We start from the raw sequence: 20864 nt of genomic DNA on the forward strand, positions 1-20864 counted from the left end.
TAATAACGCCAAGTAACCTATATAATACTGATATGATAATCTATAACAGTACAAAACGTATTATTTAAAATAAGCAATCAAGGATAAATATAATATGGGAAATGTCAGTCAAGCCGAGTTTTGGCAGCAGCGCTACGAGCAAGACAGTATCGGTTGGGATATGGGACAAGTGTCGCCACCGCTCAAAGCCTATATAGATCAGTTGCCTAAATCTGCTAAGGCGCAGGCTATCTTGGTGCCAGGAGCGGGGAATGCTTACGAGGTAGGCTATTTGTATGAGCAAGGCTTTACCAATGTGACGCTGGTGGACTTTGCTCCAGCGCCCATCAATGACTTTGCCGAGCGCTATCCTGACTTTCCATCTGAGCATTTAGTTTGTGCCGACTTTTTTGAGTTATCGCCTGCACAGTATCAGTTTGATTGGGTACTTGAGCAGACGTTTTTTTGTGCCATTGACCCTTCACGCCGCGACGACTATGTCAAAAAAATGGCCTCACTGCTCAAACCACAAAGTAAGCTGGTTGGTGTGTTGTTTGATGTCGATTTTGGCCGTGATGAGCCGCCCTTTGGTGGTACAAAAGAAGCGTATCAGCAGCATTTTGCCAGCCATTTTGATATCGATATTATGGAGCGCTGCTATAACTCACATCCGGCACGGCAAGGCAGCGAGCTATTTATTAAGCTGCAAGCAAAGTAAGCTCGCGTTGGATGTTCGCTCGCGCTGGCGTCTCAAGCCGCTCATAGTAATAATGAGTCAGATAAAGTTTTGGATGCGCCAATAGTCTGTTTAATACCGCCATTCGTCCTGTACGATATTCGGCTAATGGCACATGGCCATACTCTTGGCGCACTGCTTGCGCATAGCGCTCGTACTGTGACCAAGGCGCAGCCAAAATGCTTAAATCCATATCCAACAGATAAGCGGCATCATTGACTTTGTCAGGGTCGGATAGCCCCGTAAGTTGATGGTTGGCGGTCATCATGATCAGCGCATAGAGGTGCTCGCATTGCTCAGCGCTCAGATACGGGCGTAACGTCTCTGCTGCGTACTCGGCGCTTTTTTGCTCATTGTCTGTACGCAGCGGATCGTATACCACATCATGATAAAACAGGGCTAATGCGACAATATGAGGCTCATTAAGCTTATGCTTTATTTGCTCAAACTGTCCAAACAATTGCTGCAAGTGGCGTAAGGTATGATAAGCGCGCTGTTTTTCGTTATAGCGAGTAGCGATATCTTGCCACAACGCATGGACTGTCGCCGGCTTGATATCGCTATTTATCGCAGATAAGTGCCGGGCAAGGTAATGACCAGAATTAAGAGCTATTTGCGAAAATTGGCGCATAACTCACCTAAGTTGCTTTGCTTATGACTACTCATTACGGCTAAGTCCTGCAGCTTAGGACTTGTTTGCCGCGTCTTCAAAGGCCTGCTTAAATACTTTACCCAGCAAGTTGACATCATCGACTCGCGCATAGTTTAAACGCGTGACAAAGGCGATATGACGATGCGGGCCGTCTTCTGCCAGTGGTACGGCGACAGCGTTGCGGTTTTGCAAATGCAGCTGATCTAAGGCCATCTCTGGCACCAGCGTCGTCCCCATGTTGGCAAGTGCCATCTGAATCAAAGTATTGAGACTGGCATCAGAAAAGCTCGATTTCATCTGCGCGCGATCGAAGTGACAGACCGATAAGGTTTGATCGGTCAAGCAGTGCCCTTCACCGAGGAGCATCAAATTGGCTGTCGCCAGCTCATCAGCATTGATGGTCTCAAGTTTGGCGTGCACATCGTCTTTGGGGAATACGGCAAAAAAGTCCTCACTCCAAAACTCAAAACTGTGTAGCCCATCGACGGCATAAGGCAACGCAATAATAGCAGTATCGATATGGCCGTAGCGCACCTGCTCGAGTAGGCGTTCGGTTTGCTGCTCGATGATGGTCATGCGAAACTCAGGATAATGCTCGCGCAGCGCGGGCAGTACTTTAGGCAGTAAGTACGGGGCAATCGTTGGAATGATACCGACCGTCATCGGATATGCAAGCGGGGTCTTGTGACTGTGGGCGCGGGTGGTCAAATCCCGCACTTCAGAAAACACCCGCTGAGCGCGTGTCAAGATATCTTGCCCAATCGGGGTGATCAGCACTTGCTTATTATTACGCTCAAAAATCTGCGTATCTAGCTGTTTTTCGAGCTCAGCGATACCGAGACTCAGCGCAGACTGTGAAATATTACACTCTTCGGCCGCGCGCTTAAAATGGCGGTGTTTGGCGACGGCTAAGGCAAACTCAAGTTGACGTAAAGTAATCATAAAACCTCTCTATTTATGGGCTTTTTAATGCTATCTTGTCAGATGATTGATGTAAGATACTTGCTTACTATCAGGCCAGCATACACGCGTACAGCACTGATGATAAAAACTAGAGATAATAGTTTAACAAGTTTAATAAAACAAAACATCACATTAAAAACTTTTAACTGGATTAACCATGAAATTCGCGTATAGTTTGTCATGTAACCCAGAGAGTTAAAGGCTTGGTAAAAACAGCCAACTCTATCATCACAATGCAACTTAAAACACTGTAATCAAAAAAGGAGCCAATCATGGCAGCTATTATCAATCAAGAAATCCCAGAATTCTCAACAGAAGCGTTTGTAAACGGTGAGTTCAAAACCATCACTTCAGAAGACGTAAAAGGCAGCTGGGCTGTGTTTATGTTTTACCCACATGACTTTACTTTTGTTTGCCCAACTGAGCTTGAAGACATGGCAAACCATTACCAAGAGCTAAAAGACTTAGGCGTAGAAGTGTACTCAGTATCAACTGACACGCATTTTGTGCACAAAGCATGGCACGACTCTTCAGAAGCGATTGGTAAAGTCACTTTCCCAATGCTAGGTGATGGCACTGGTAAAATCACTCGTGGTTTTAACATCATGATCGAAGAAGACAACGCTGCCCTTCGCGGTACTTTCATCGTCGACCCAGACGGCCTCATCAAAGTAGCTGAAATCCATGACCTAGGCATCGGCCGTAGCGCAAAAGACGTGGTTCGCAAAGTAAAAGCCGCTCAGTACGTTCGTGACAACGACGGCGAAGTTTGCCCAGCCGCTTGGGAGCAAGGTCAAGCAACGCTAAAACCAAGCCTTGATTTGGTTGGTAAAATCTAAGTAGTCGATAGACCTCTTAGGTAACTTTATGGCACTGACGACTAACTATGTTTAGAGCCAGTATCATATAGACAAAGACCCTATCAGCAGATGTTGATAGGGTCTTTTTTTACATCTCGCCCACAGGTTGACACCAGATTTTACCAAATTCTATTTTCGGTTATTTGTGCTGATTACAGGCTTTAAATGATAAGCGGCAGTAGATTATTCAACAGCTTGTTTTATCATCGATGATTTAATCAAGACCATTATGAATATGATAATAAAAGAGTAAAATCATAAGTCATCAATCAAAAAATAAAAACTTTCCTTAGCAGCAGCAGTCTTTGCTAGGCTCGCTAAAACAACAGCACCCAAGCCCTGAGGTACTACCGCGCGACTATCCAGATGGCAAGCTGGCTGGCAAAGTCGCGATCAATCGAATTGAAGACACGCCCTAGTTATATTATGAAACAAAACCCCCATCAGCAAAGATTGATGGGGGTTTATATGATTAAAAAATGTTTGTGTTTTTGCCCTAGGGCGTGTGGTACTAAGCCTGAGACTGTAGTTTGTTTTTATCGATGATTTGATAAATTTCATCTTTTAAATGCAGCTTTCGTCGTTTCATTTGCTCGATTTCGTCTTCGCGGCTGGTATGTTTGACTGTGTCTTTTTCCAGCTGATTGATTTGCTGATCCAGCATGGTGTGCTCATCAAAAATGCTGGCAAAGTGACTGTCTTTTTGTTTTAGTTCGCTGATGATCTCTCGGTTATCTTGCCATGTATCAGTCTTTCTCATATTGTCATCCTTGTTATGAAGCGCCAGCTTGCCACAAACACCAGCAAGTATGAGCGCATGATCGTTAAGATTGCTGTAATGGTGAGACTTGAGGTTGATGCAGACAAATAAGAACCCTTCCCATTCGCCTTATTTGATTGTAGCGAAAAAACAGCCTTGATACCATGGCAATCCGTCAAGGGTGGTTTTAGTATTAATCATATTTAATAGTTTACGATTGGTTTTATAAAACGTAAGGTTTGAGTTTCTCAGCTTGCCCAACATGCCTAAACCTATGATAATAGAGACATCAAAGGGCATAAACCAAATGCCCAACCGCTTTTTTATAACAGAAACAGTCACAAAAAAACCGTATTTGAACAGGCAATGCGACAGTTGCCGTTACATATCCAATAATGATGGGGAACAAACATGATAGATCAAAATTTATTAGATGCGATCAAAAGCTATAGCGAAAACATGACTCGTCCGATTACCTTTGTATTGGGTAGCGGTGAGCACGAAAAACGCAGTGAGTTGATTGAGTTTTTGAGTAAAATCGCAGGCACGACTGATAAGATCAATTTCGATGCACAAGCCACTGACGACAGTCTGCCAAGCGCGATCAGCTTTGCGATTTATAGCCATATCGATGGCGCGCTGAGTGATACGGGTATCGTCTTTAGCGGTATCCCAGGTGGCCATGAGTTTACCTCGCTGGTTTTGGCAATCTTGCAAGCGGGCGGTCATACGCTAAAGTTAGACGAGGGTATTCAAAAACTGATCAAACGCTTTAATAAGCCGTTGCAGTTCCAGACTTATGTCTCATTGTCTTGCCACAGCTGCCCAGAAGTGGTGCAAGCGCTTAACCAATTTGCGATACTCAACGATGATATCAGCAACGAGATGATCGATGGTGCGTTGTTCCAAGAGCAGGTCGAGGCAAACAATATTCAAGGCGTGCCAGCGGTTTTCTTAAACGGTAAGCCATTTGCCAATGGTCTGATCGATACGGCAAAGCTCATCGAAAAACTGCAAGAGCAGTTTCCTGACTTGCTAGCAGAGGCAGGCGCTGACGAAGACCAATTAGAGCAGCAAGATGTCACCATCATCGGTGCTGGTCCTGCTGGGGTTGCCGCCGCGATTTATACCGCGCGTAAAGGCCTCAAAGTCACCATGGTCGCTGACCGTATTGGCGGACAAGTAAAAGACACGCAAGACATTGAAAACCTGATTTCTGTACCGTTGACCACGGGTAACGAGTTGTCAGCCAACTTTGAAAAACACTTGCGCGAGTACAACATCACCCTAAAAGAGCACGTCAGTGTCAAAGAAATCGGTGAGACGGCTGAGGAAAATTACAGCATTCATCTAAACACTGGTGAGAGCTTTGAGACGCGCAGCATTATCCTTGCGACCGGTGCCCAGTGGCGTAAGCTTGGTGTGCCAGGCGAAGAAGAAAACATCGGTCAAGGCGTGGCTTACTGTGCTCACTGTGATGGCCCGTTCTTTAAAGGTAAAGACATCGCGGTCATCGGTGGTGGTAACTCAGGTGTCGAGGCAGCACTGGACTTAGCGGGTATTGTCAATCATGTGACGGTGCTTGAGTTTGCAGACGACCTCAAAGCCGATCAGGTGCTGATTAATAAAGCCAAAGAAAAAGACAATATCGAGTTTATTACCAATGCGGCCACTCAAGAGATCAAAGCGACTGACAATAAGGTGACGTCTATCGTTTATCAAGATCGCAGCACTGGTGAGACCCATGAGCGCGATTTGTCAGGGGTGTTTGTCCAGATTGGTCTGATGCCAAACACGGATTTTGTCAAAGGCTTTGTCGATCTAAACCGCTTTGGTGAGATTGAGATTGATGAGCGCTGCCGCACCGATCGCAAAGGTATCTTTGCTTGTGGTGACGTGACCACAGTTCCCTTTAAGCAGATCAATATCGCGATGGGTGAGGGCAGTAAAGCGGCATTATCAGCATTTGAATACTTGGTTATGCAGTAAGCCTCTACTTAACTACTTATCTTTTATAAAACAAACCCCTGAAGCCTATATAGACTTCAGGGGTTTTTATGGTTCATCGTTTATGCCAAGCGTCCTGAGCACTGTTAATTAATGTCATTAGCACTGGCACTTATTGTTATTACCATGAGGTATCTGGCGGGTGCCTGACTTAATGATAGTCTAGTCGTCTAGCAAATCCATGCGCTTCGCCGCTTCGTAGATACCGGTTGAGCGGTTGCCCGTACGGCAAAAGATCAGCATGGGCTGCTCAGCTTGATTAAAAAAATCTGCGAATTCTTCGACGTGATGTTGGCTGAGCTCACTACCGGCAAAAGACACTTCTTTGTAAGCCAAGCCTGCCTCGGTCGCTGCCGCTTCAATCTCTGCGCTGGTTGGCTGTCCTGGCTCTTCGCCATCAGGACGGTTGTTGATGATGGTTTTAAAACCATTTTCGGCGAGCATAGGGACTTGGTCAGGGGTGATTTGCCCTGTGATATGAACTTGATGACTCATAAATCTTCCTATTTTTAGTTGTGTGGGCTGGTTTTTGCGCCAGCATTTTACGTGTATAGAGCTGTTGGGCTCTATCATGGCTTATCAGCCAAAAATCAGAGATGGCTGCTTGTCGCTTATAGCTTATAGCGTGTATTCATAAAGCCGTACAGTCATAGAGCGCAGGGTAATACCGCCAGCGGCACTCGGCTATATAGGCTTACAACAAACCCTGCATTAAGGCGCTTTGATACAAGAGCTTGGCACGCGCTCCAGTACCACAAAACATCAAGATGGGTTTGGGCAGCGCGTGATAAAGGTCGGCAAACTGCTCGACGGTCAGCATACTCAAACGCTCATCATCAAAAGGCAGGTGCTGATAGCTTAGGTTTGCCTGCTCGGTGGCATCGGCAAACTCGCCACTATTGGGCTGTGACTCCACTTCTGCATCAGGGCGGATGTTGAGCACAGAGCGATAGCCCAGCTCGGCAAGTTTGATACACTGGCTGGGATAAATTTGCTTATAAATCGTTATGTCATCGGTCATAAATAGCTTCGATTAAATATGTGAAAAATGGGATAGGGCAGTCGGTCTGTCATCAGACGACAAAGCGTCAGGCACCCTCCGTGAGCGGGAGATGACAGCCTACTATTTTAGTTTATTTGTCTATACAAAAAACAGCCTGTTTTATATCCTATCATAACGATATTTTATTGCTAGTGACACCAGTGATTGATGCGATGTCGTAAAAACAAAGCGGCAAACAGCAGCTTGCAACTATAAAATCATACATACCAGCCGCCCGCTAGCGCGCTGTCAACGCATTGACCGCGTCGAGTGTACTGAGATAGACCTGCCCTGATAGCTCGGTGATGAGCGGCGTGTGACCAATGACATCCATGACAGGCCCCTTCACAAAACTAAAGTGCAGACGTTTATGTTGTTGTGCCAGCTCTTTATTGAGCGTACTGAGCATCTCTTGGGCGGTCAGGTCGATATGGTTGACAGCAGACATGATTAAGATAAGCTCGCGCGCCTCGGGGTATTGTTGTAATGCCTTTAAAATGCGCAGGTGCACCGATTCGCTGTTGCCAAAAAACAAGCTTTCATCGATACGCAGTAGCAACAAATTATCAAAAGTCACCACATCATGACGATTGATATTGCGAAAGTGTCCTGTACCGCCCAGCTGACCGACGATCGCCACGTGCGGCTTACTTGATTGCCAAATAAGGCTGGCAAAAGACACCATCAGACCGATGACCAGTCCTGTATTTAGACCAAATATCAGTACACCTGCAAACGCTGCAATAAAGCTGGCGGCATCCAAACGATCTCGCCGCCACGCCGACTTTAGGGTATCGATATCGATAAGCCCAATGATAGAGGCCATGATGGTCGCTCCTAGCAGCGCATAAGGTAGCGGCGCGAGTGCATTACCAAAAGCGATCAGCGCGGCGATCATCACCACCACAGTGACGAGGCTGGCCATTGGCGTTTTGGCCCCTGAGTCGACGTTGATGGCGGTACGCGAAAACCCGCCAGCGACCGCAAAGCTCTGAAACAGACCGCCAGATAAGTTGGCCAGCCCAAGACCAGTTAGCTCACGGTTGGCATCGAAACGCTCACCGCGCAAGCGTGCATAAGTGCTCGCCACAGAGCTACTGGACACAAAGACAATCAGTGCCATCAGCCCTGCAGTGGGCAAAAGCTTGAGCGCTTCTTGCACATCGGGCAGATGCGGTAGTGTGAAGCTTGGCAGCCCTTGCGGAATACTGCCGATGGTCGCAACCCCCAGCGCGCCCCAATGCAGCGCCATACTCAGTATGATCGCCATACCGAGCAAAATCAGGGGAAATAAGCGCTCGGCCCATTTAGCCGATGACGCTGACAGCCATGTACGCCAGACCCACTTGCTGGCATAGCGGTTCGCTACCAAAAGGGCAAAGGCGATGACACCGATAAGCAAGGTCAGAGGATGCAGCTGGCGCACGTACATCTGCAGGCTAGACAGATAGCCAATCAAGCTACTACCTGCGACTGGAATCGCAGTCAAATACTTCAGCTGACTGACAAAAATAAGCACCGCTGCACCGCTGACAAAGCCTGCCGAGACCCCGCGGCTGATGAACTGCATGATCCAGCCGAGCTTGAGACGTCCGGCTACCCAGAGCAGCGCTCCTACCATAAACGCCAATAGGCTCGCCATCAAGGCGTACTGCTCAGCGCCTTTATCGGCATAGGGCAGCAAGCTACTTGCCGTCATAATAGCCGTGATGGCGACAGGACCGACCGCTTGGACATTGCTCGAGCCCAGCCAAGCATAGACAATGACTGGCACAATCGCCGCATACAGGCCATACACAGGTGGTAATCCTGCTAATACTGCGTAGCCGAGGCTCTGCGGAATGACAAGCACGCCCACGACCAATCCGGCGATGACGTCAGTTGGCAAGGTGGCTAGCTGGTACTGGCGTAGCCACGTGGGAATCAGGCGAGCAGCGATAGAAGACATATCAGCACATCATCTTAAAAAATATTTTGACAACAAAAAATAGCAGCGCCATCAAGTGATAGTGGCCGTCCGCGTCTGTGAACGGCTATTGACTGACTGTGGCTAGTCGGTTTTGGCACAAAAACGTTGGTACAGCAGATTTAAGACCGCCAGCGCATCCTCACTTGCGATACGATAGTAGATCTGTTTGCCTTCGCGGCGGGTCGTGACCAGCTCATCTTTGCGCAAAATACCGAGCTGCTGCGACAAGCTGGGCTGTCCAACGCCGACCAAACTTTCAAGTTCACTGACGCAGTATTCACCTTGGGTGAGCTGACACAGCAGCAGCAAGCGATCAGGATGCGAGAGCGACTTTAATAGTTGGCTGGCTTGCATAGAGGCTTGTTGCATCTGCTTGGCAAGATCGGCAGGGACAAAGTCTGCTGAATGTGTGGATGCATCCTCATTCGTACTCTGAATGGATGCACTCGATGCTGAAGTAGAAGTAGTCAGAGTGAGCTCCTTATAAAATAGCAATAATTATCTCGGTGACATCAATAAATATATGGTTAATTATCAATGATATCATCAATGATAGCAAGTTATCATTAATTACATTATATAAATTGATAAAATGTATGGGAGTTGCTATATTAACACCATAAACGAGTCGGCAACTGAGTAAATATTATATACGACTCGATATCATACTTAACTATTATTTATAGGTTAAAAATATTTATAGATGAAACATTTTGATAGCGAGGCTGCCATGCAAGTTCATTCTTTCTTACATAGCGATACTGAGACCTATACGCACGTACTGGCTGATGTCCAACACAAGCTATGTGCCATCATCGATCCTGTATTGGATTTTGATGCCAAGTCTGGTCACACCGCTACCAGTAGCGTCGATGAGGTCATCTCCTTTGTCCGCGAGCAGGGCTGGGAGCTGGTGTATATCATCGAAACCCATGCCCATGCCGATCATATATCGGCGGCCATTCATGTCAAAAAAACACTCGGCGGGCAGCTCGTCATCGGTCAGCACATCACGGAAGTGCAAAAAATATTTAAGCAAATTTTTAACTTTGACATGAGTTTTCGTACCGATGCCAGCCAGTTCGATATTTTGACAGATGATGGCGATACCTTAGCGCTTGGCGACATCACCATTACAGCGATGTATGTGCCAGGTCATACGCGTGCAGACATGGCCTATCTGGCAGCTGATGCCGAAAAAACCGTGGTGTTTGTTGGAGACACGTTGTTTGCCCCCGATGTCGGCACGGCGCGTTGTGACTTCCCAGGTGGTGATGCCAAGATGCTGTATCACTCTATCCAAAAGTTGCTGGCGCTTCCCGAAGATACCATCATGTATCTGTGTCATGACTATCCGAGCAAAGGACGCAAACACTGCCCCACAACCACGGTCGCCGCCCAAAAAATGGGCAATATCCATGTCAAAGGCGGTATCAACGAGGCAGAGTTTGTGCAGATGCGTGAGCGGCGCGATGCCACGCTTTCGATGCCGCGTCTGATTATTCCTGCTGTACAAGTCAATATCGATGCAGGGAATTTTCCGCAACCAGAAGCCAATGGTACCCGTTATCTTAAAGTACCCATCAATGCGCTGGGATAATGGCAGCATGTAAAGTTATGCTATATTTAAAAGTAACAAACACATACGCCACAAAAATCATAAGGGCTAAAAAAGGAGTCTAATGATGAATGAACAAAACCTGCATCTGGTCTGCCCACACTGCCAAGCGACCAACCGTATACCAGCGGCACGGCTGACTGCTGCGCCAAACTGTGGTCGCTGCCGTCAGCCATTATTGACAGGCAGCGCGCATGAGCTGAGCGCACACACCGTCAATAAAGTCATTCAAAAAAATGAGGTATTGACCATCGTGGATTTTTGGGCGAGCTGGTGTCAGCCGTGTCTGATGATGGCGCCGCAGTTTAAAGAGGCTGCCAGTCAATTGCCACAAGTGGTCTTTGCCAAATTGCAAACCGATAAGTACGAACAAGCCGCCGCCCCTTATCGTATACGCAGCTTACCGACGATGGTGGCCTTTAGAGGTGGTAAAGAGATTGCGCGGCAGTCAGGCGCGCTACCCAGTCAGCAAATCGTGCAGTGGGTACAAAGCCTGCAATCATAACCACTAGGGTGTGTCCTCATTTTAAAAATGGCGATAAAAATGAGATAAATCGCCGTCAAACAAGGAAAATAGCGCAGATAATATTGAGATATTAGTCAGCTATTTGACACCGTTTGGCCAGATTTAGCCATTTTTAGCCCATTTAGATGGCTATCGATTGAATTGATGACACGCCCTAGATGTCCTCATCAAAAAAGCCAATACGTTGATCGCGTATTGGCTTTTTTATGGTCGTATGAGCAACGATGGTATTTTATCGATTTGACCTCTATCAACTCACCATAGTTTGTTTACTCACCATATATCTTGATGCCATTGGCAAAGCTGCAGCGCTGGATGCGCGCGGACTGAACAACGGCATCACGCTCGCCGTAGAGCCGTGATAGCTTGGCATCGCGGGCTTTGGTGTTGTTGCTTTTTCCCACGCCAAAGCTGATATTGGGTGAGATACCCCAGCGGCCCGCTGAGACTCCGACCCCCACGCCAGAGGCAGCGATGGTCGACTGCTGATTGCGCGCAGTTTCGACATAACGATTGATACGGTTGTACTCTTGGCTCAGCGCTTGGCAGTCATAGTTTTGGTAGGTGCTGGGCGGCACATACTGCGGAGTGATATTGCCAGTCGAGGCGCAGCCTGCAAGCGCAAAAATGCCTGCTGAGGCCAGTAATGTCGCGGAAAATAGAGTTTTCATAGTGGCTCCATAAGGCAAGATGGGGGTCATATAAACAGCAATATCTGCTATAAACGCCGTTATTTATATTTAAGATAGCAAAAATAAACAGATTAAGATATTGAAAAATATGTCATTTATGAAATATGCCGGCTATAGTCAGTTGCAAACAAAACTGTCATAAGTTCCAAAGCGCTACTGGGATGAGTTTTTCGCAGCCTCCGTAAACAGCGCCTTAAAATAAGTTGGCTGGTTTGACCACAGCAAGTATCACGATACCTGCATAGGCGATCGCCGATATCAAAATCCCCGTTTTCCTTTGGCCGGGCGTTGCATGGTTGTTAAAGGCTTTTATGCTGGCACTGATGGCAGCGACTAGCAAAATAATCTTGGCAAACACCCACTGTACAGGAGCGTTGGCACTCATTAGTTGCATCAACATGATGGCACCTGAGCCGATGACAAGCGCATAAATGATGTGCGTGGCTATCTTCACCGCCTTTGGAGCGCGTCTATTGGCACTCAATGCCAGATAGCTTTGATATAAAAACAGAACGATGGTCAGGACGGCCATCAGCATATGTAAATGTTTCATTAAATATCTTTTCCTCTGAGGTGATCCAGTCACGCAGCGCTACTGTCATAATGTTCATAAGACGCGCAGTTATGGTTGATTATTCTGTCGATGGTTTAGCTGTTTTGACCAGCACACAAGGGGCTATCTGGGCTTTGCCCTTGCCATTCTGTTGGCGTATAGGCATGTATGGCTAAGGCATGGACCGGGCCACCTTGCGAGGTGAGTAGGGGCGCGACCAAGCCATAAACCAGTTGATGGCGAGCGACCAAACGCTTACCCTCAAAGGCGTCGCTTACGATAGTGAGTTTAAAATGGCTTTCTTTGCCATCAAAGTAGCCTGCATGATTCATCGATTCGTTAATCAGCTCGATATGCTGCGGCTGTAAGCTCTGTAGCTCAGCATAGAGGGCATCAGCGGTAGGCGTGGTACTCATGGATAGCATCCTTTTACGCGATATTGTTTGATAAGGTGGTGTTTGATGAGGTATGGGCACCGATGACGTACTAGCGTCTTGCAGCGATGCTTGAGGTTATTATAGCAGACGCCGATTATAGCAGACACTGATGCGCAAGCCTTATCATTCAGCAGACAATGGAGTATGGCCACTTTTATAAAAAAGCAGAATACAAACCGTGGTCTGTACTCTGCTTGACAGTCAATCTAATCAGTCATGCTAAATGATGATTAGCGGCGTGCTTTTTGGTAAAGCGGCATGACTTTGGGCATCAATGACTGCAACTGGGCAATGCGATTGCTGCTGCTTGGGTGAGTGCTCAAAAACTGCGGCGGCTCGCCTTGGCTGGCGCGCTGCATTTTTTGCCATAAGCTAATCGCGGCCTGCGGGTTGTAGCCTGCGCGAGCCATTAGCTCAAGGCCAATCTGGTCGGCTTCTGCTTCTTGAGTACGACCATGCGGACGACTCAGGCCTAGGTCACCGGCGACATTGGCCAGCTGCGCCTGACTTTGCGAGAGACCAAAGATACTAGCGGCGACGCCGATGCCCGTTTGAGTGGCGTATTGGCGGGAGATACGCTCGCGTGAGTGCTCACGTAATGCGTGAGACATCTCATGTCCCATGATGGCAGCGATTTCATCATCAGTCAGATTGAGGCGATCGATGATGCCTGAATAAAACATGATTTTGCCACCTGGCATCACAAAAGCGTTGAGCTGATTTGATTTGATCGTGTGTACTTCCCATGGCCACTTTGCCGCATCAGGACGATAGACGCCGACTTGCCCGATCAGACGGTTGGAGATGTTTTTGAGGCGATTGAGCTGGGCTCTATTGGTATCGAGCAAACCGCGAGCTTTTGCTTCTTGCAAGGTCTTTGCATAGCTTTGCGCTGATAATTGTAACACCTGCTCATTAGAGACCAAGAGCAACTGCTGGCGATCAACGCCCACCGCGCCAGTATTGGTGGTGCTACTACAGCCAGTCAGTGTCAGCGCCGACAAAGACGCGGCCATGACAGTTGTGGTCAGTAATTTTTTCATAATAAACATCCTCACTGTAAATAATAAATAAAGTTGCACAAAGTATAATAATGTTAATAAGTCAAAACCAAGACAGAAAAAGTAACAGTACACCCTATGATTGTAAGTAAACAGCGCGCCCAAACACAGTGATAGACATGCAGAGCCGTGAGGCCAGCAAGTACAGCCCTTTATTTGCTAAAATATTTTAGAAAAACTGGCTGATAATACTCATTGTAAAATCAAACGTTTATAACAGAGTTGCTGGTAAATAAAGGCTGACGGCGAGAATATTTGCACAAAATGCCAAAAAAGGTGTTGACAGGCTCAGAATTTTTGCTAAAATAGCCAGCCTATCGAGACGGAGTTGTTGTTAACAATAACGCGATTCGATGTTTAGCGGGATTAGCTCAGTGGTAGAGCATAACCTTGCCAAGGTTGGGGTCGAGAGTTCGAATCTCTTATCCCGCTCCAAATATGGCTCTGTTAGAGCACTAAAGCCTCACATTATTGTGAGGCTTTTTTTATGGGTGAAATTTGGCAGCTGATTAAATCTTACGCATAAACGATTACAAATTACGGATGAATTGACACACGTATTTTAGAGTAAGCGCGCATACTAAGTAACATACGAGGTAACACACGAGACATCATAAATAATAATGATAAGGGGGCTGTAGTAGATAAGCACTATGCTAGACGGCTAAGTTTGTATAGGCCTTTCAGAAAAATTATCCCAATACGGGTCATCACCGAACCGCTCGGCAATGAAGTCAATCAAATAGCGACAGCGCTGTGATAAAAAACGGTTTTTTGGATACACGGCATAAGCGCTGAGTGTCGGCAGTTGATACTGTGGTAGGATCGGCACCAGCTCGCCGCGAGCCAGCCTTTGATAGGCGATAAAAGTCGGCATAAACACAATGCCATGACCCTTTACTGCCAAATCGACCAAAAACTCGCCATTGGTGGCTTTTATTTTGGCATCGATAGTATGGGTGTGTTTTTTGCCTTGAGCGTCCGTCAGCTCTAAATGACTGGTTTTACTCAGACCGTATTGTAAAAATTTATGGTCCGCCAAGTCAGCCAAAGTCTTAGGTGTGCCCATTTTGCTCAGATAGTCAGGGCTGGCGCAGAGGGCGTAACGAATCAGCGCCAGACGCTTGGCCTGATAACTCGAGTCTTGTAGCTCTCTGATACGGATGGCCAGCTCATAGCCTTCTTCGATCAAGTCGACATGCCGATCAGAAAAATCCAGCTCAAAACTTAGGTTGGGATGTAGATTGGCATAATCATCAATCACCGCGTTGAGGTGCATCAAGCCAAAGGACAGCGGTGCCGTCATTTTTAAGGTGCCCTCGATGCGAGTGGGCGCGCCGCTGGTTTGCCCATTGAGCGCATCTACTTCACTGAGTATATGCATCACCTGCTGATAATACTGCTCACCTGCTTGCGTCAAATTGGACTGGCGCGTGGTGCGGCTGATCAGCTGACTGCCGAGGCGAGTTTCTAACTCCTTTAAGCGGCGGCTGACGGCTGATTTGGCAATATTGAGCTGCTCGGCAGCTTTGGTGATACTGCCCGCTTCGACAATGCGTACAAACATTGCCATATCTTCTAGCTGTCCCATCCTAATTGTCCTCTTGTTGTTTTGACGCATCGTTTTATGGCCAGGCCGAGATAACAACGATACAGTAAGCAGCATGATAGCTAGGTATCTGACTTATTTGGATTCGACTATAGTCGATTCTAAATAAAACAGATACATTATATATCAACGTGAAACTGGTATAAATTTTCCTTGCGTGCTGTGCCTGCGCCGCTCGATGCTGCGTAAAATTTATCCCAGTCCCACTGTATCTTTTTTATACTGAACTCACTATATACAAACGCCAACAGCGCATATTAAGCTTTTTATAGCGTCAAAAAAGCTGAGTTAAAAACTCAGCTTAATTGTAGTACATATCGTGTATCTGTTTTATCTCTAATCGACTATATGATCTTTATAAGACAAGCCGTCGTTACTTGAGATCGGCCTTTTTACTGCCTTCTACCTGAACGACCAGTTTGATGTTTTTCATCATACCGCCATCGGTATAAGTATTGAGACCCCACTTGGTTCTGTCGATGGTGGTTTCAAAATCGCCGCCGCACGCTTCAGCGTTTAGCAGTGGGCTGTCATAGCAGTTAAACTTAGTGGCTGTCAGCGTCACAGGATGCGTCTGACCCAGCAGTGTTAAGTCGCCTGTGACTGATTTGACGTTATTACCATCAAACTGCCAATTGGTAGATTTAAAATAAGCGGTTGGATGCTCTTTGACATTAAAGAAATCCGCAGATTTTAAATGACCATCAAACTCTTTGAGACCCGTGCTCAAGCTGCCCATCGGAATGGTAATGCCGATAAAGCCTTTTTGCTCTTTGGGTGCGTACTCAAGAATGCCTGAGAGGTTATAAAAGCCACCAGCATTAGTCGATGTACCAAAATGATCGACAAAAAAGCGCACCGCGGTATGCTTAGGGTCCAGCTCATAGGTCGCTGCCTGACCGACAGTGCTCATCATGCCAAGGGCGCTGATAGCAGCGAAGGCGAGGACACGATTGGCTTGTTTGATAGAAGGGAGCATCATGGTTCATTATCCTTATTTGTGATCGAGAATTGTGGTAGAGCAAAGAGCACATTGGCTTAACGTTTTCTCATCTATTTCCGTTAAGTAGTGCTTATAGATGTTATGGTTAAGTTTAGCAAGAAAACAGGAGATTTGAGCGCTACTGTCTATTATAAATGTGTCTCTTCGTTGCTTTTTGTAACGCTTGCATGCTGTATAAATAGAGAAGGCCGCTACCATCGTTATGCCGAATTATATCGGCAACTTGGTATTGGCAGGCAGTGGTTTGGTCAAAGGCGAGGACGGCCTGTGGATCAAGCTGGCTTCTGTGCCGCTGTTTATTTTAATGGTCGTTGTGACCAAAATCTATATCGATAACAGTCGCCAGCAGCGGCTGATACTGACTCATTTGCTATTGGCAGAGGCGGTGTTTCTCACCGCGTTTATGATAGCAGGATTGTCCTTCCAGCCGTTTACTGATGGCAATAGTATCACCGTTGCGATTACCGGCGGCTTGGGTCTGACGGCCTTGGCGATTCGCAATACAGCCAGCAAAACTGTCATCAAGCACATGAGTCCAACGGTGCTGATGACGGGTAATACCACTCAGTTAGGCATTAATTTATCAGACTATCTTGCCAATAGAACACTCGATAACGCCAAAAAACTTGCGCATAGCTCAGCGCTAGTGAGCAGTTTTGTCATTGGCGCATTATTGGGTGCACTGCTTTATGTCAAATTAAGCTACTGGGCTGTCGGTCTATTTGTATTGCCTGTGCTGTATTTAGCATGGCTGGCTCGTGACAAAAGCTTTTTACAAAATATAGGCTAAGACTCTAAGCGTCAAATTCACTTGGCACTCCGCGCTACCGCACCTTAAAAAAACGCCTGACTCTTTTATTTAAAATCGACTATAACAACTTCTGCTAACGTTTCTAATAGGTTCGTATTAAGGTCAGTATTAGTAGCTTTTATTGTTCTAAATATAAGAATAGTGATTTGCAATTAGCTTTGTTTATCTATTATAAGACAACAATTATAATAAAATCATTACTTAAACAAGCGCGTTAATGAGCAGTATTGAACCAGTTAACGTACGACGATATAAGGCTTTGTTATGCAAACTATCTATCATGCAGCAGACTCTCGCGGCGATGCCGACCACGGCTGGCTCAAAAGCCGTCACACGTTTAGCTTTGCCAACTATCATAATCCAGCGCGTATGGGTTTTGGCGCGCTACGTGTCATCAACGATGATTTTGTCATCGGTGGTCAAGGTTTTGGCAGACACTCACATCGTGATATGGAAATCATCAGCATCCCATTATCGGGCAAGCTCGGTCATGGCGACAATATCGGCAACGAAGGCATCATCGAAACAGGCGAAATCCAAGTGATGTCGGCAGGCACGGGTATCACTCATAGTGAGATGAACGGCGATGCCAATGAGCCGGTGAAGTTTTTACAGATTTGGGTCATTCCAAACAAAATGAATGTCACGCCGCGCTATCAGCAGTTGCGCATGGATGACATCCTGCAGCCAAATGAGTTTAACCAAGTACTGTCACCCAATGCCGACGATGCTGGCGTGTGGATTCATCAAAATGCGTGGTTTAGCATCGGCGACTTTGACAAAGGTGTGACACAGACCTATGACTTAAAAGACCCTAACAACGGCGTGTATGTCTTTGTCATTAGTGGTCAGGTTGTGGTAAACGGTAACACTTTAGATACCCGCGATGGCCTTGGTGTTTGGGATACTAAAAGTTTTACGATGGATGTCGCTGAAGACGCTAAAGTCCTTGTCATGGAAGTGCCTATGAGTTTTTAGAAGCTTTAAAAAGGTGGCGGCGCTATGGTCATCATCTTTGACACCAGCTAACACACATCATTGATAAATTGATAATAAGAGGTGAGTCATGAGTATTAAAACCCTAGAGCCGCGTTTGGCCGATGTTGGCGGTATTCCTATCGCCCGTCTGTTACCTAATACTGGCAAAAAACCGATCGGTGCGTGGTGCTTTTTGGATCACGCAGGCCCTGCTGAGTTTGAGGACGGTGAGGCTGGCATGCAAGTGGGTCGTCATCCGCATACCAATTTGCAAACCTTTAGCTGGATGTTAGATGGCGAAGTGCTGCACAAAGACAGCTTGGGCAACGAGCAAGTAATTACCAAAAACCAAGTCAACGTCATGACGGCAGGTACGGGGTTGACCCAAGGCATCAGTCATACCGAGCAAAGTGTCTTTCCTGATACGGGCGGCTCGCCAGATGCGGCGCGTGCGCTGAGTATGGTGCAGCTGTGGATTGCTCTACCAACAGACCAAAAAATCGAGCGCGGCTTTCATCACTATCCAGAGCTACCGACGTGGACGGAAAATAATGTAGAGATGATATTGACCACGGGCAACTACACCAGCGTCACAGGCGAGCGCTACGAAGCGCCAACGATACAGTACTCCAAAATGGTCGGTATCGATGTGTACTGGCTAGAGGATGACGAGGTCACCCTAACGTTAGAGCCTGGTTTTGAATACGGTATCTTGGTCAGCGAAGGGCAGATCGAGTCTGAAGGCAAAATCTGTGAGCAAGACCAGCTATTTCGCTTCCACGATAGTGATGTCGAAAATAACGAAAGCATCAAGCTGGTCGCCAAAAAAGGCACACGAGTGATGTTTATCGGCGGTGAGCCCTTAAACAATCAAGTGCTGCTGTGGTGGAACTTTGTCGCTGATAATAAAGAAGAGATTGAGCAGTCTATCATCGATTGGAACAATGGCCATGAGCGCTTTGGTAATGTCAACTCTGATATGAAACGTCTGCCCGCTCCAGCGCTGCCTGACGGTTTTAGAGGATGATTTGATAATACAGATTGTTAATTTATATTTTATGATTCACGTTATTGTGAAGATTTTTTACAAAATTTGAATATAGATCGGTGGGTGTTGCTTTTACAATCGAATGATGATTAAGCAAGTTTTAATATTTTTACTATCGACTCATTTTAAAACACATACTTTATATACAACCTAAATATTTAACCCGACGGAGTCTTATTATGTCAGACCTAACCACCTTACAAAATCTTGCCGAAAAACGCCGCTCTATCTATGCCTTGAGCGATCAACTACCAGTCTCTAAGGATGAGATTGTAAAATTGGTAGAGCACGCTATTTTACACACGCCTTCCTCCTTCAACTCTCAGTCAGCTCGTATCGTTGTCTTGTTCGATGAGGATCATCAAAAACTGTGGGACATCACCGAAGAGACATTGAAGGTCATCGTGGGTGACGACGAGAAATTTCAAGGTACAAAAGATAAAATCGCAGGCTTTAAAGCCGGTGCTGGTACGATATTGTTTTTTGAAGACAAAGGTGTAGTCAGAAGCATGCAAGAAGCGGCCCCTTTATATGCGGACAAATTCCCAATCTGGGCACATCAGACCAGCGCCATGCATCAGTATGTGATTTGGACGGCATTGGCAAGCATCGATGTTGGCGCTAACTTGCAGCATTATAATCCAGTGATCGATCAGCAGGTTGCCGATACTTGGAATATCGCTGATGATTGGGAGCTAAATGCGCAGATGGTATTTGGTGCCATCGAGCAGCCAGCTGGTGACAAAGAGTTTAAGCCAGTAGAAGAGCGTATGAAGGTGTTTGGTAAATAAGCACCAAAGCTCGGTAATATGAGAGATAAAAAACCAAAAAAGCGCCATCCAGCTTATGGGTGGCGCTTTTTTAGGATGAAGAAATCAAGAGATTTGTCGTCGTACAGCTTCGATGGCATAAAGACAAAACCATATAAACGAAAAGAACAGGTATAAAAAACGTCAGAATACCAACCCTGAACACATAATGCGCTCCACCGGATGGTTAGCTACTGTTTTTGTTACCCATCAGGCTATTGGCCACCCATGCAGGCCCAATTAATAAAAACTGTAAGTCTTCAAAAAATGAGGGTTTTTTGCCTTCGATTTTGTGACCGATAAACTGCCCAATCCAAGCCACAACAAAGACACCTGCCCAGACCTTAAAGCCCCACGGTAGTAAGGTCATGACAGATAGGCAGATAAGGATAAACATGCCCATCGCCAAAAATAACGGCGTGGACAAACGCATGTAGAACAGCAAGACCAAGGCACTAAGCACTAAGGTAAACCAAACGGATAGCGACATACCCATTCCAAGCAAACTGACAAAGATGGTCGGCACGCAGAGCCAATGGATTTTTTTGTTGATTAGGTTTTGGTGGCTGACAGAATACTCACTGAGCCACTGCTCAAGTGTGCGTTTTGACATGCGGGGCGGACGACGAGACATACTAACCTCCTTGTTAGTCATTAAGATACGACACTCCTCTCCCACATCAGAGCGTCTCTAGTATCATTTGTAGCACTAATTGGGCTTCTCTACCATAGTATCTGATAGACGGTTCAG

23 protein-coding genes and 1 tRNA gene are annotated in these 20864 nt (G+C 46.5%); 10 read left to right on the top strand and 14 right to left on the bottom strand.

From position 1 onward, the window contains the following. Positions 1-94: 94 nt before the first annotated feature. Positions 95-697 carry a methyltransferase domain-containing protein gene (locus BTV99_RS00530; protein WP_075100406.1) on the top strand — a complete coding sequence of 201 codons (603 nt, stop codon included), beginning with the start codon at positions 95-97 and terminating at the stop codon, positions 695-697. Here BTV99_RS00530 and BTV99_RS00535 read toward each other — a convergent pair. Continuing rightward, the gene (locus tag BTV99_RS00535) at positions 678-1346 is read right to left on the bottom strand and encodes a hypothetical protein (RefSeq protein WP_075100407.1); all 669 of its coding nucleotides are present in this window, start codon (positions 1344-1346) and stop codon (positions 678-680) included. The two genes, BTV99_RS00530 and BTV99_RS00535, sit on opposite strands and share 20 nt — an antisense overlap. A 54-nt stretch (positions 1347-1400) precedes the next feature. Then, positions 1401-2309, bottom strand: a complete 909-nt coding sequence (locus BTV99_RS00540) for a hydrogen peroxide-inducible genes activator (protein ID WP_075100408.1) — start codon at positions 2307-2309, stop codon at positions 1401-1403. 293 nt (positions 2310-2602) lie between these two features. Here BTV99_RS00540 and ahpC point away from each other — a divergent pair, with 293 nt between their 5' ends. Beyond that, on the top strand, positions 2603-3169 hold the full coding sequence (gene ahpC, locus BTV99_RS00545; RefSeq protein WP_075100409.1) for an alkyl hydroperoxide reductase subunit C: 567 nt from the start codon (positions 2603-2605) through the stop codon (positions 3167-3169). A gap of 532 nt (positions 3170-3701) precedes the next feature. Here ahpC and BTV99_RS00550 read toward each other — a convergent pair. Beyond that, entirely contained in the window at positions 3702-3950 is a 249-nt protein-coding gene (locus BTV99_RS00550; protein ID WP_075100410.1) for a YdcH family protein, read from the bottom strand. 411 nt (positions 3951-4361) lie between these two features. On the opposite strand from BTV99_RS00550, the gene ahpF reads away from it, so the two are divergent. Next, positions 4362-5939, top strand: coding sequence for an alkyl hydroperoxide reductase subunit F (gene ahpF / locus BTV99_RS00555; RefSeq protein ID WP_075100411.1), 1578 nt, complete (start codon positions 4362-4364; stop codon positions 5937-5939). Between the two features lie 180 nt (positions 5940-6119). Here the strand turns inward: ahpF and BTV99_RS00560 are convergent, their stop codons facing one another. The 4 genes from BTV99_RS00560 to BTV99_RS00575 form a co-directional block, all read right to left on the bottom strand. After that, complete coding sequence (locus BTV99_RS00560) at positions 6120-6452, bottom strand: TIGR01244 family sulfur transferase (RefSeq protein WP_075100412.1); 333 nt, start codon at positions 6450-6452, stop codon at positions 6120-6122. Between the two features lie 199 nt (positions 6453-6651). Further along, a complete protein-coding gene (locus BTV99_RS00565) occupies positions 6652-6978 on the bottom strand; it encodes a beta-lactamase hydrolase domain-containing protein (protein ID WP_075100413.1) in 327 nt (108 codons plus the stop codon). Between the two features lie 259 nt (positions 6979-7237). Further along, entirely contained in the window at positions 7238-8947 is a 1710-nt protein-coding gene (locus BTV99_RS00570) for a SulP family inorganic anion transporter (protein ID WP_075100414.1), read from the bottom strand. Between the two features lie 102 nt (positions 8948-9049). Further along, entirely contained in the window at positions 9050-9337 is a 288-nt protein-coding gene (locus BTV99_RS00575) for a helix-turn-helix transcriptional regulator (protein ID WP_075100415.1), read from the bottom strand. 361 nt (positions 9338-9698) lie between these two features. Between BTV99_RS00575 and BTV99_RS00580 the strand changes: the two genes are divergently transcribed. Together BTV99_RS00580 and trxC are read left to right on the top strand one after the other, a co-directional pair. After that, positions 9699-10568 (top strand): MBL fold metallo-hydrolase, encoded by an 870-nt coding sequence (locus tag BTV99_RS00580; RefSeq protein ID WP_075100735.1) that lies wholly within the window; start codon positions 9699-9701, stop codon positions 10566-10568. A gap of 85 nt (positions 10569-10653) precedes the next feature. Continuing rightward, positions 10654-11091 carry a thioredoxin TrxC gene (trxC, locus tag BTV99_RS00585; RefSeq protein ID WP_075100416.1) on the top strand — a complete coding sequence of 146 codons (438 nt, stop codon included), beginning with the start codon at positions 10654-10656 and terminating at the stop codon, positions 11089-11091. A gap of 290 nt (positions 11092-11381) precedes the next feature. On the opposite strand, the gene BTV99_RS00590 is transcribed toward trxC, so the two are convergent. The 4 genes from BTV99_RS00590 to BTV99_RS00605 form a co-directional block, all read right to left on the bottom strand. After that, entirely contained in the window at positions 11382-11783 is a 402-nt protein-coding gene (locus BTV99_RS00590; RefSeq protein WP_075100417.1) for a hypothetical protein, read from the bottom strand. Between the two features lie 214 nt (positions 11784-11997). Then, positions 11998-12357 carry a SirB2 family protein gene (locus tag BTV99_RS00595; protein ID WP_075100418.1) on the bottom strand — a complete coding sequence of 120 codons (360 nt, stop codon included), beginning with the start codon at positions 12355-12357 and terminating at the stop codon, positions 11998-12000. Between the two features lie 95 nt (positions 12358-12452). Beyond that, positions 12453-12773 (bottom strand): BolA family transcriptional regulator, encoded by a 321-nt coding sequence (locus BTV99_RS00600; protein WP_143507013.1) that lies wholly within the window; start codon positions 12771-12773, stop codon positions 12453-12455. 251 nt (positions 12774-13024) lie between these two features. Next, the gene (locus BTV99_RS00605; RefSeq protein ID WP_075100420.1) at positions 13025-13837 is read right to left on the bottom strand and encodes a M48 family metallopeptidase; all 813 of its coding nucleotides are present in this window, start codon (positions 13835-13837) and stop codon (positions 13025-13027) included. 378 nt (positions 13838-14215) lie between these two features. On the opposite strand from BTV99_RS00605, the gene BTV99_RS00610 reads away from it, so the two are divergent. Beyond that, positions 14216-14290: transfer RNA gene (locus tag BTV99_RS00610), tRNA-Gly, on the top strand. A 229-nt stretch (positions 14291-14519) separates the two neighbouring features. On the opposite strand, the gene BTV99_RS00615 is transcribed toward BTV99_RS00610, so the two are convergent. Both BTV99_RS00615 and BTV99_RS00620 read right to left on the bottom strand, forming a co-directional pair. Then, entirely contained in the window at positions 14520-15446 is a 927-nt protein-coding gene (locus BTV99_RS00615) for a LysR family transcriptional regulator (protein WP_075100421.1), read from the bottom strand. 391 nt (positions 15447-15837) lie between these two features. Next, positions 15838-16446, bottom strand: a complete 609-nt coding sequence (locus BTV99_RS00620; RefSeq protein WP_075100422.1) for a YceI family protein — start codon at positions 16444-16446, stop codon at positions 15838-15840. A gap of 223 nt (positions 16447-16669) precedes the next feature. Here BTV99_RS00620 and BTV99_RS00625 point away from each other — a divergent pair, with 223 nt between their 5' ends. From BTV99_RS00625 to BTV99_RS00640, 4 genes are all read left to right on the top strand, one after another. Then, the gene (locus BTV99_RS00625) at positions 16670-17257 is read left to right on the top strand and encodes a YoaK family protein (RefSeq protein WP_075100423.1); all 588 of its coding nucleotides are present in this window, start codon (positions 16670-16672) and stop codon (positions 17255-17257) included. Between the two features lie 285 nt (positions 17258-17542). After that, complete coding sequence (locus BTV99_RS00630) at positions 17543-18256, top strand: pirin family protein (protein WP_075100424.1); 714 nt, start codon at positions 17543-17545, stop codon at positions 18254-18256. A gap of 88 nt (positions 18257-18344) precedes the next feature. After that, entirely contained in the window at positions 18345-19283 is a 939-nt protein-coding gene (locus tag BTV99_RS00635; RefSeq protein ID WP_075100425.1) for a pirin family protein, read from the top strand. A 200-nt stretch (positions 19284-19483) separates the two neighbouring features. After that, positions 19484-20095 (top strand): nitroreductase family protein, encoded by a 612-nt coding sequence (locus BTV99_RS00640; protein WP_075100426.1) that lies wholly within the window; start codon positions 19484-19486, stop codon positions 20093-20095. 205 nt (positions 20096-20300) lie between these two features. Here the strand turns inward: BTV99_RS00640 and BTV99_RS00645 are convergent, their stop codons facing one another. After that, positions 20301-20747 carry a DUF962 domain-containing protein gene (locus tag BTV99_RS00645; protein WP_075100427.1) on the bottom strand — a complete coding sequence of 149 codons (447 nt, stop codon included), beginning with the start codon at positions 20745-20747 and terminating at the stop codon, positions 20301-20303. Between the last annotated feature and the right edge of the window lie 117 nt (positions 20748-20864).

The organism is Psychrobacter sp. Rd 27.2 (assembly GCF_001921755.1).
Classification (GTDB): Bacteria; Pseudomonadota; Gammaproteobacteria; order Pseudomonadales; family Moraxellaceae; genus Psychrobacter; species Psychrobacter celer.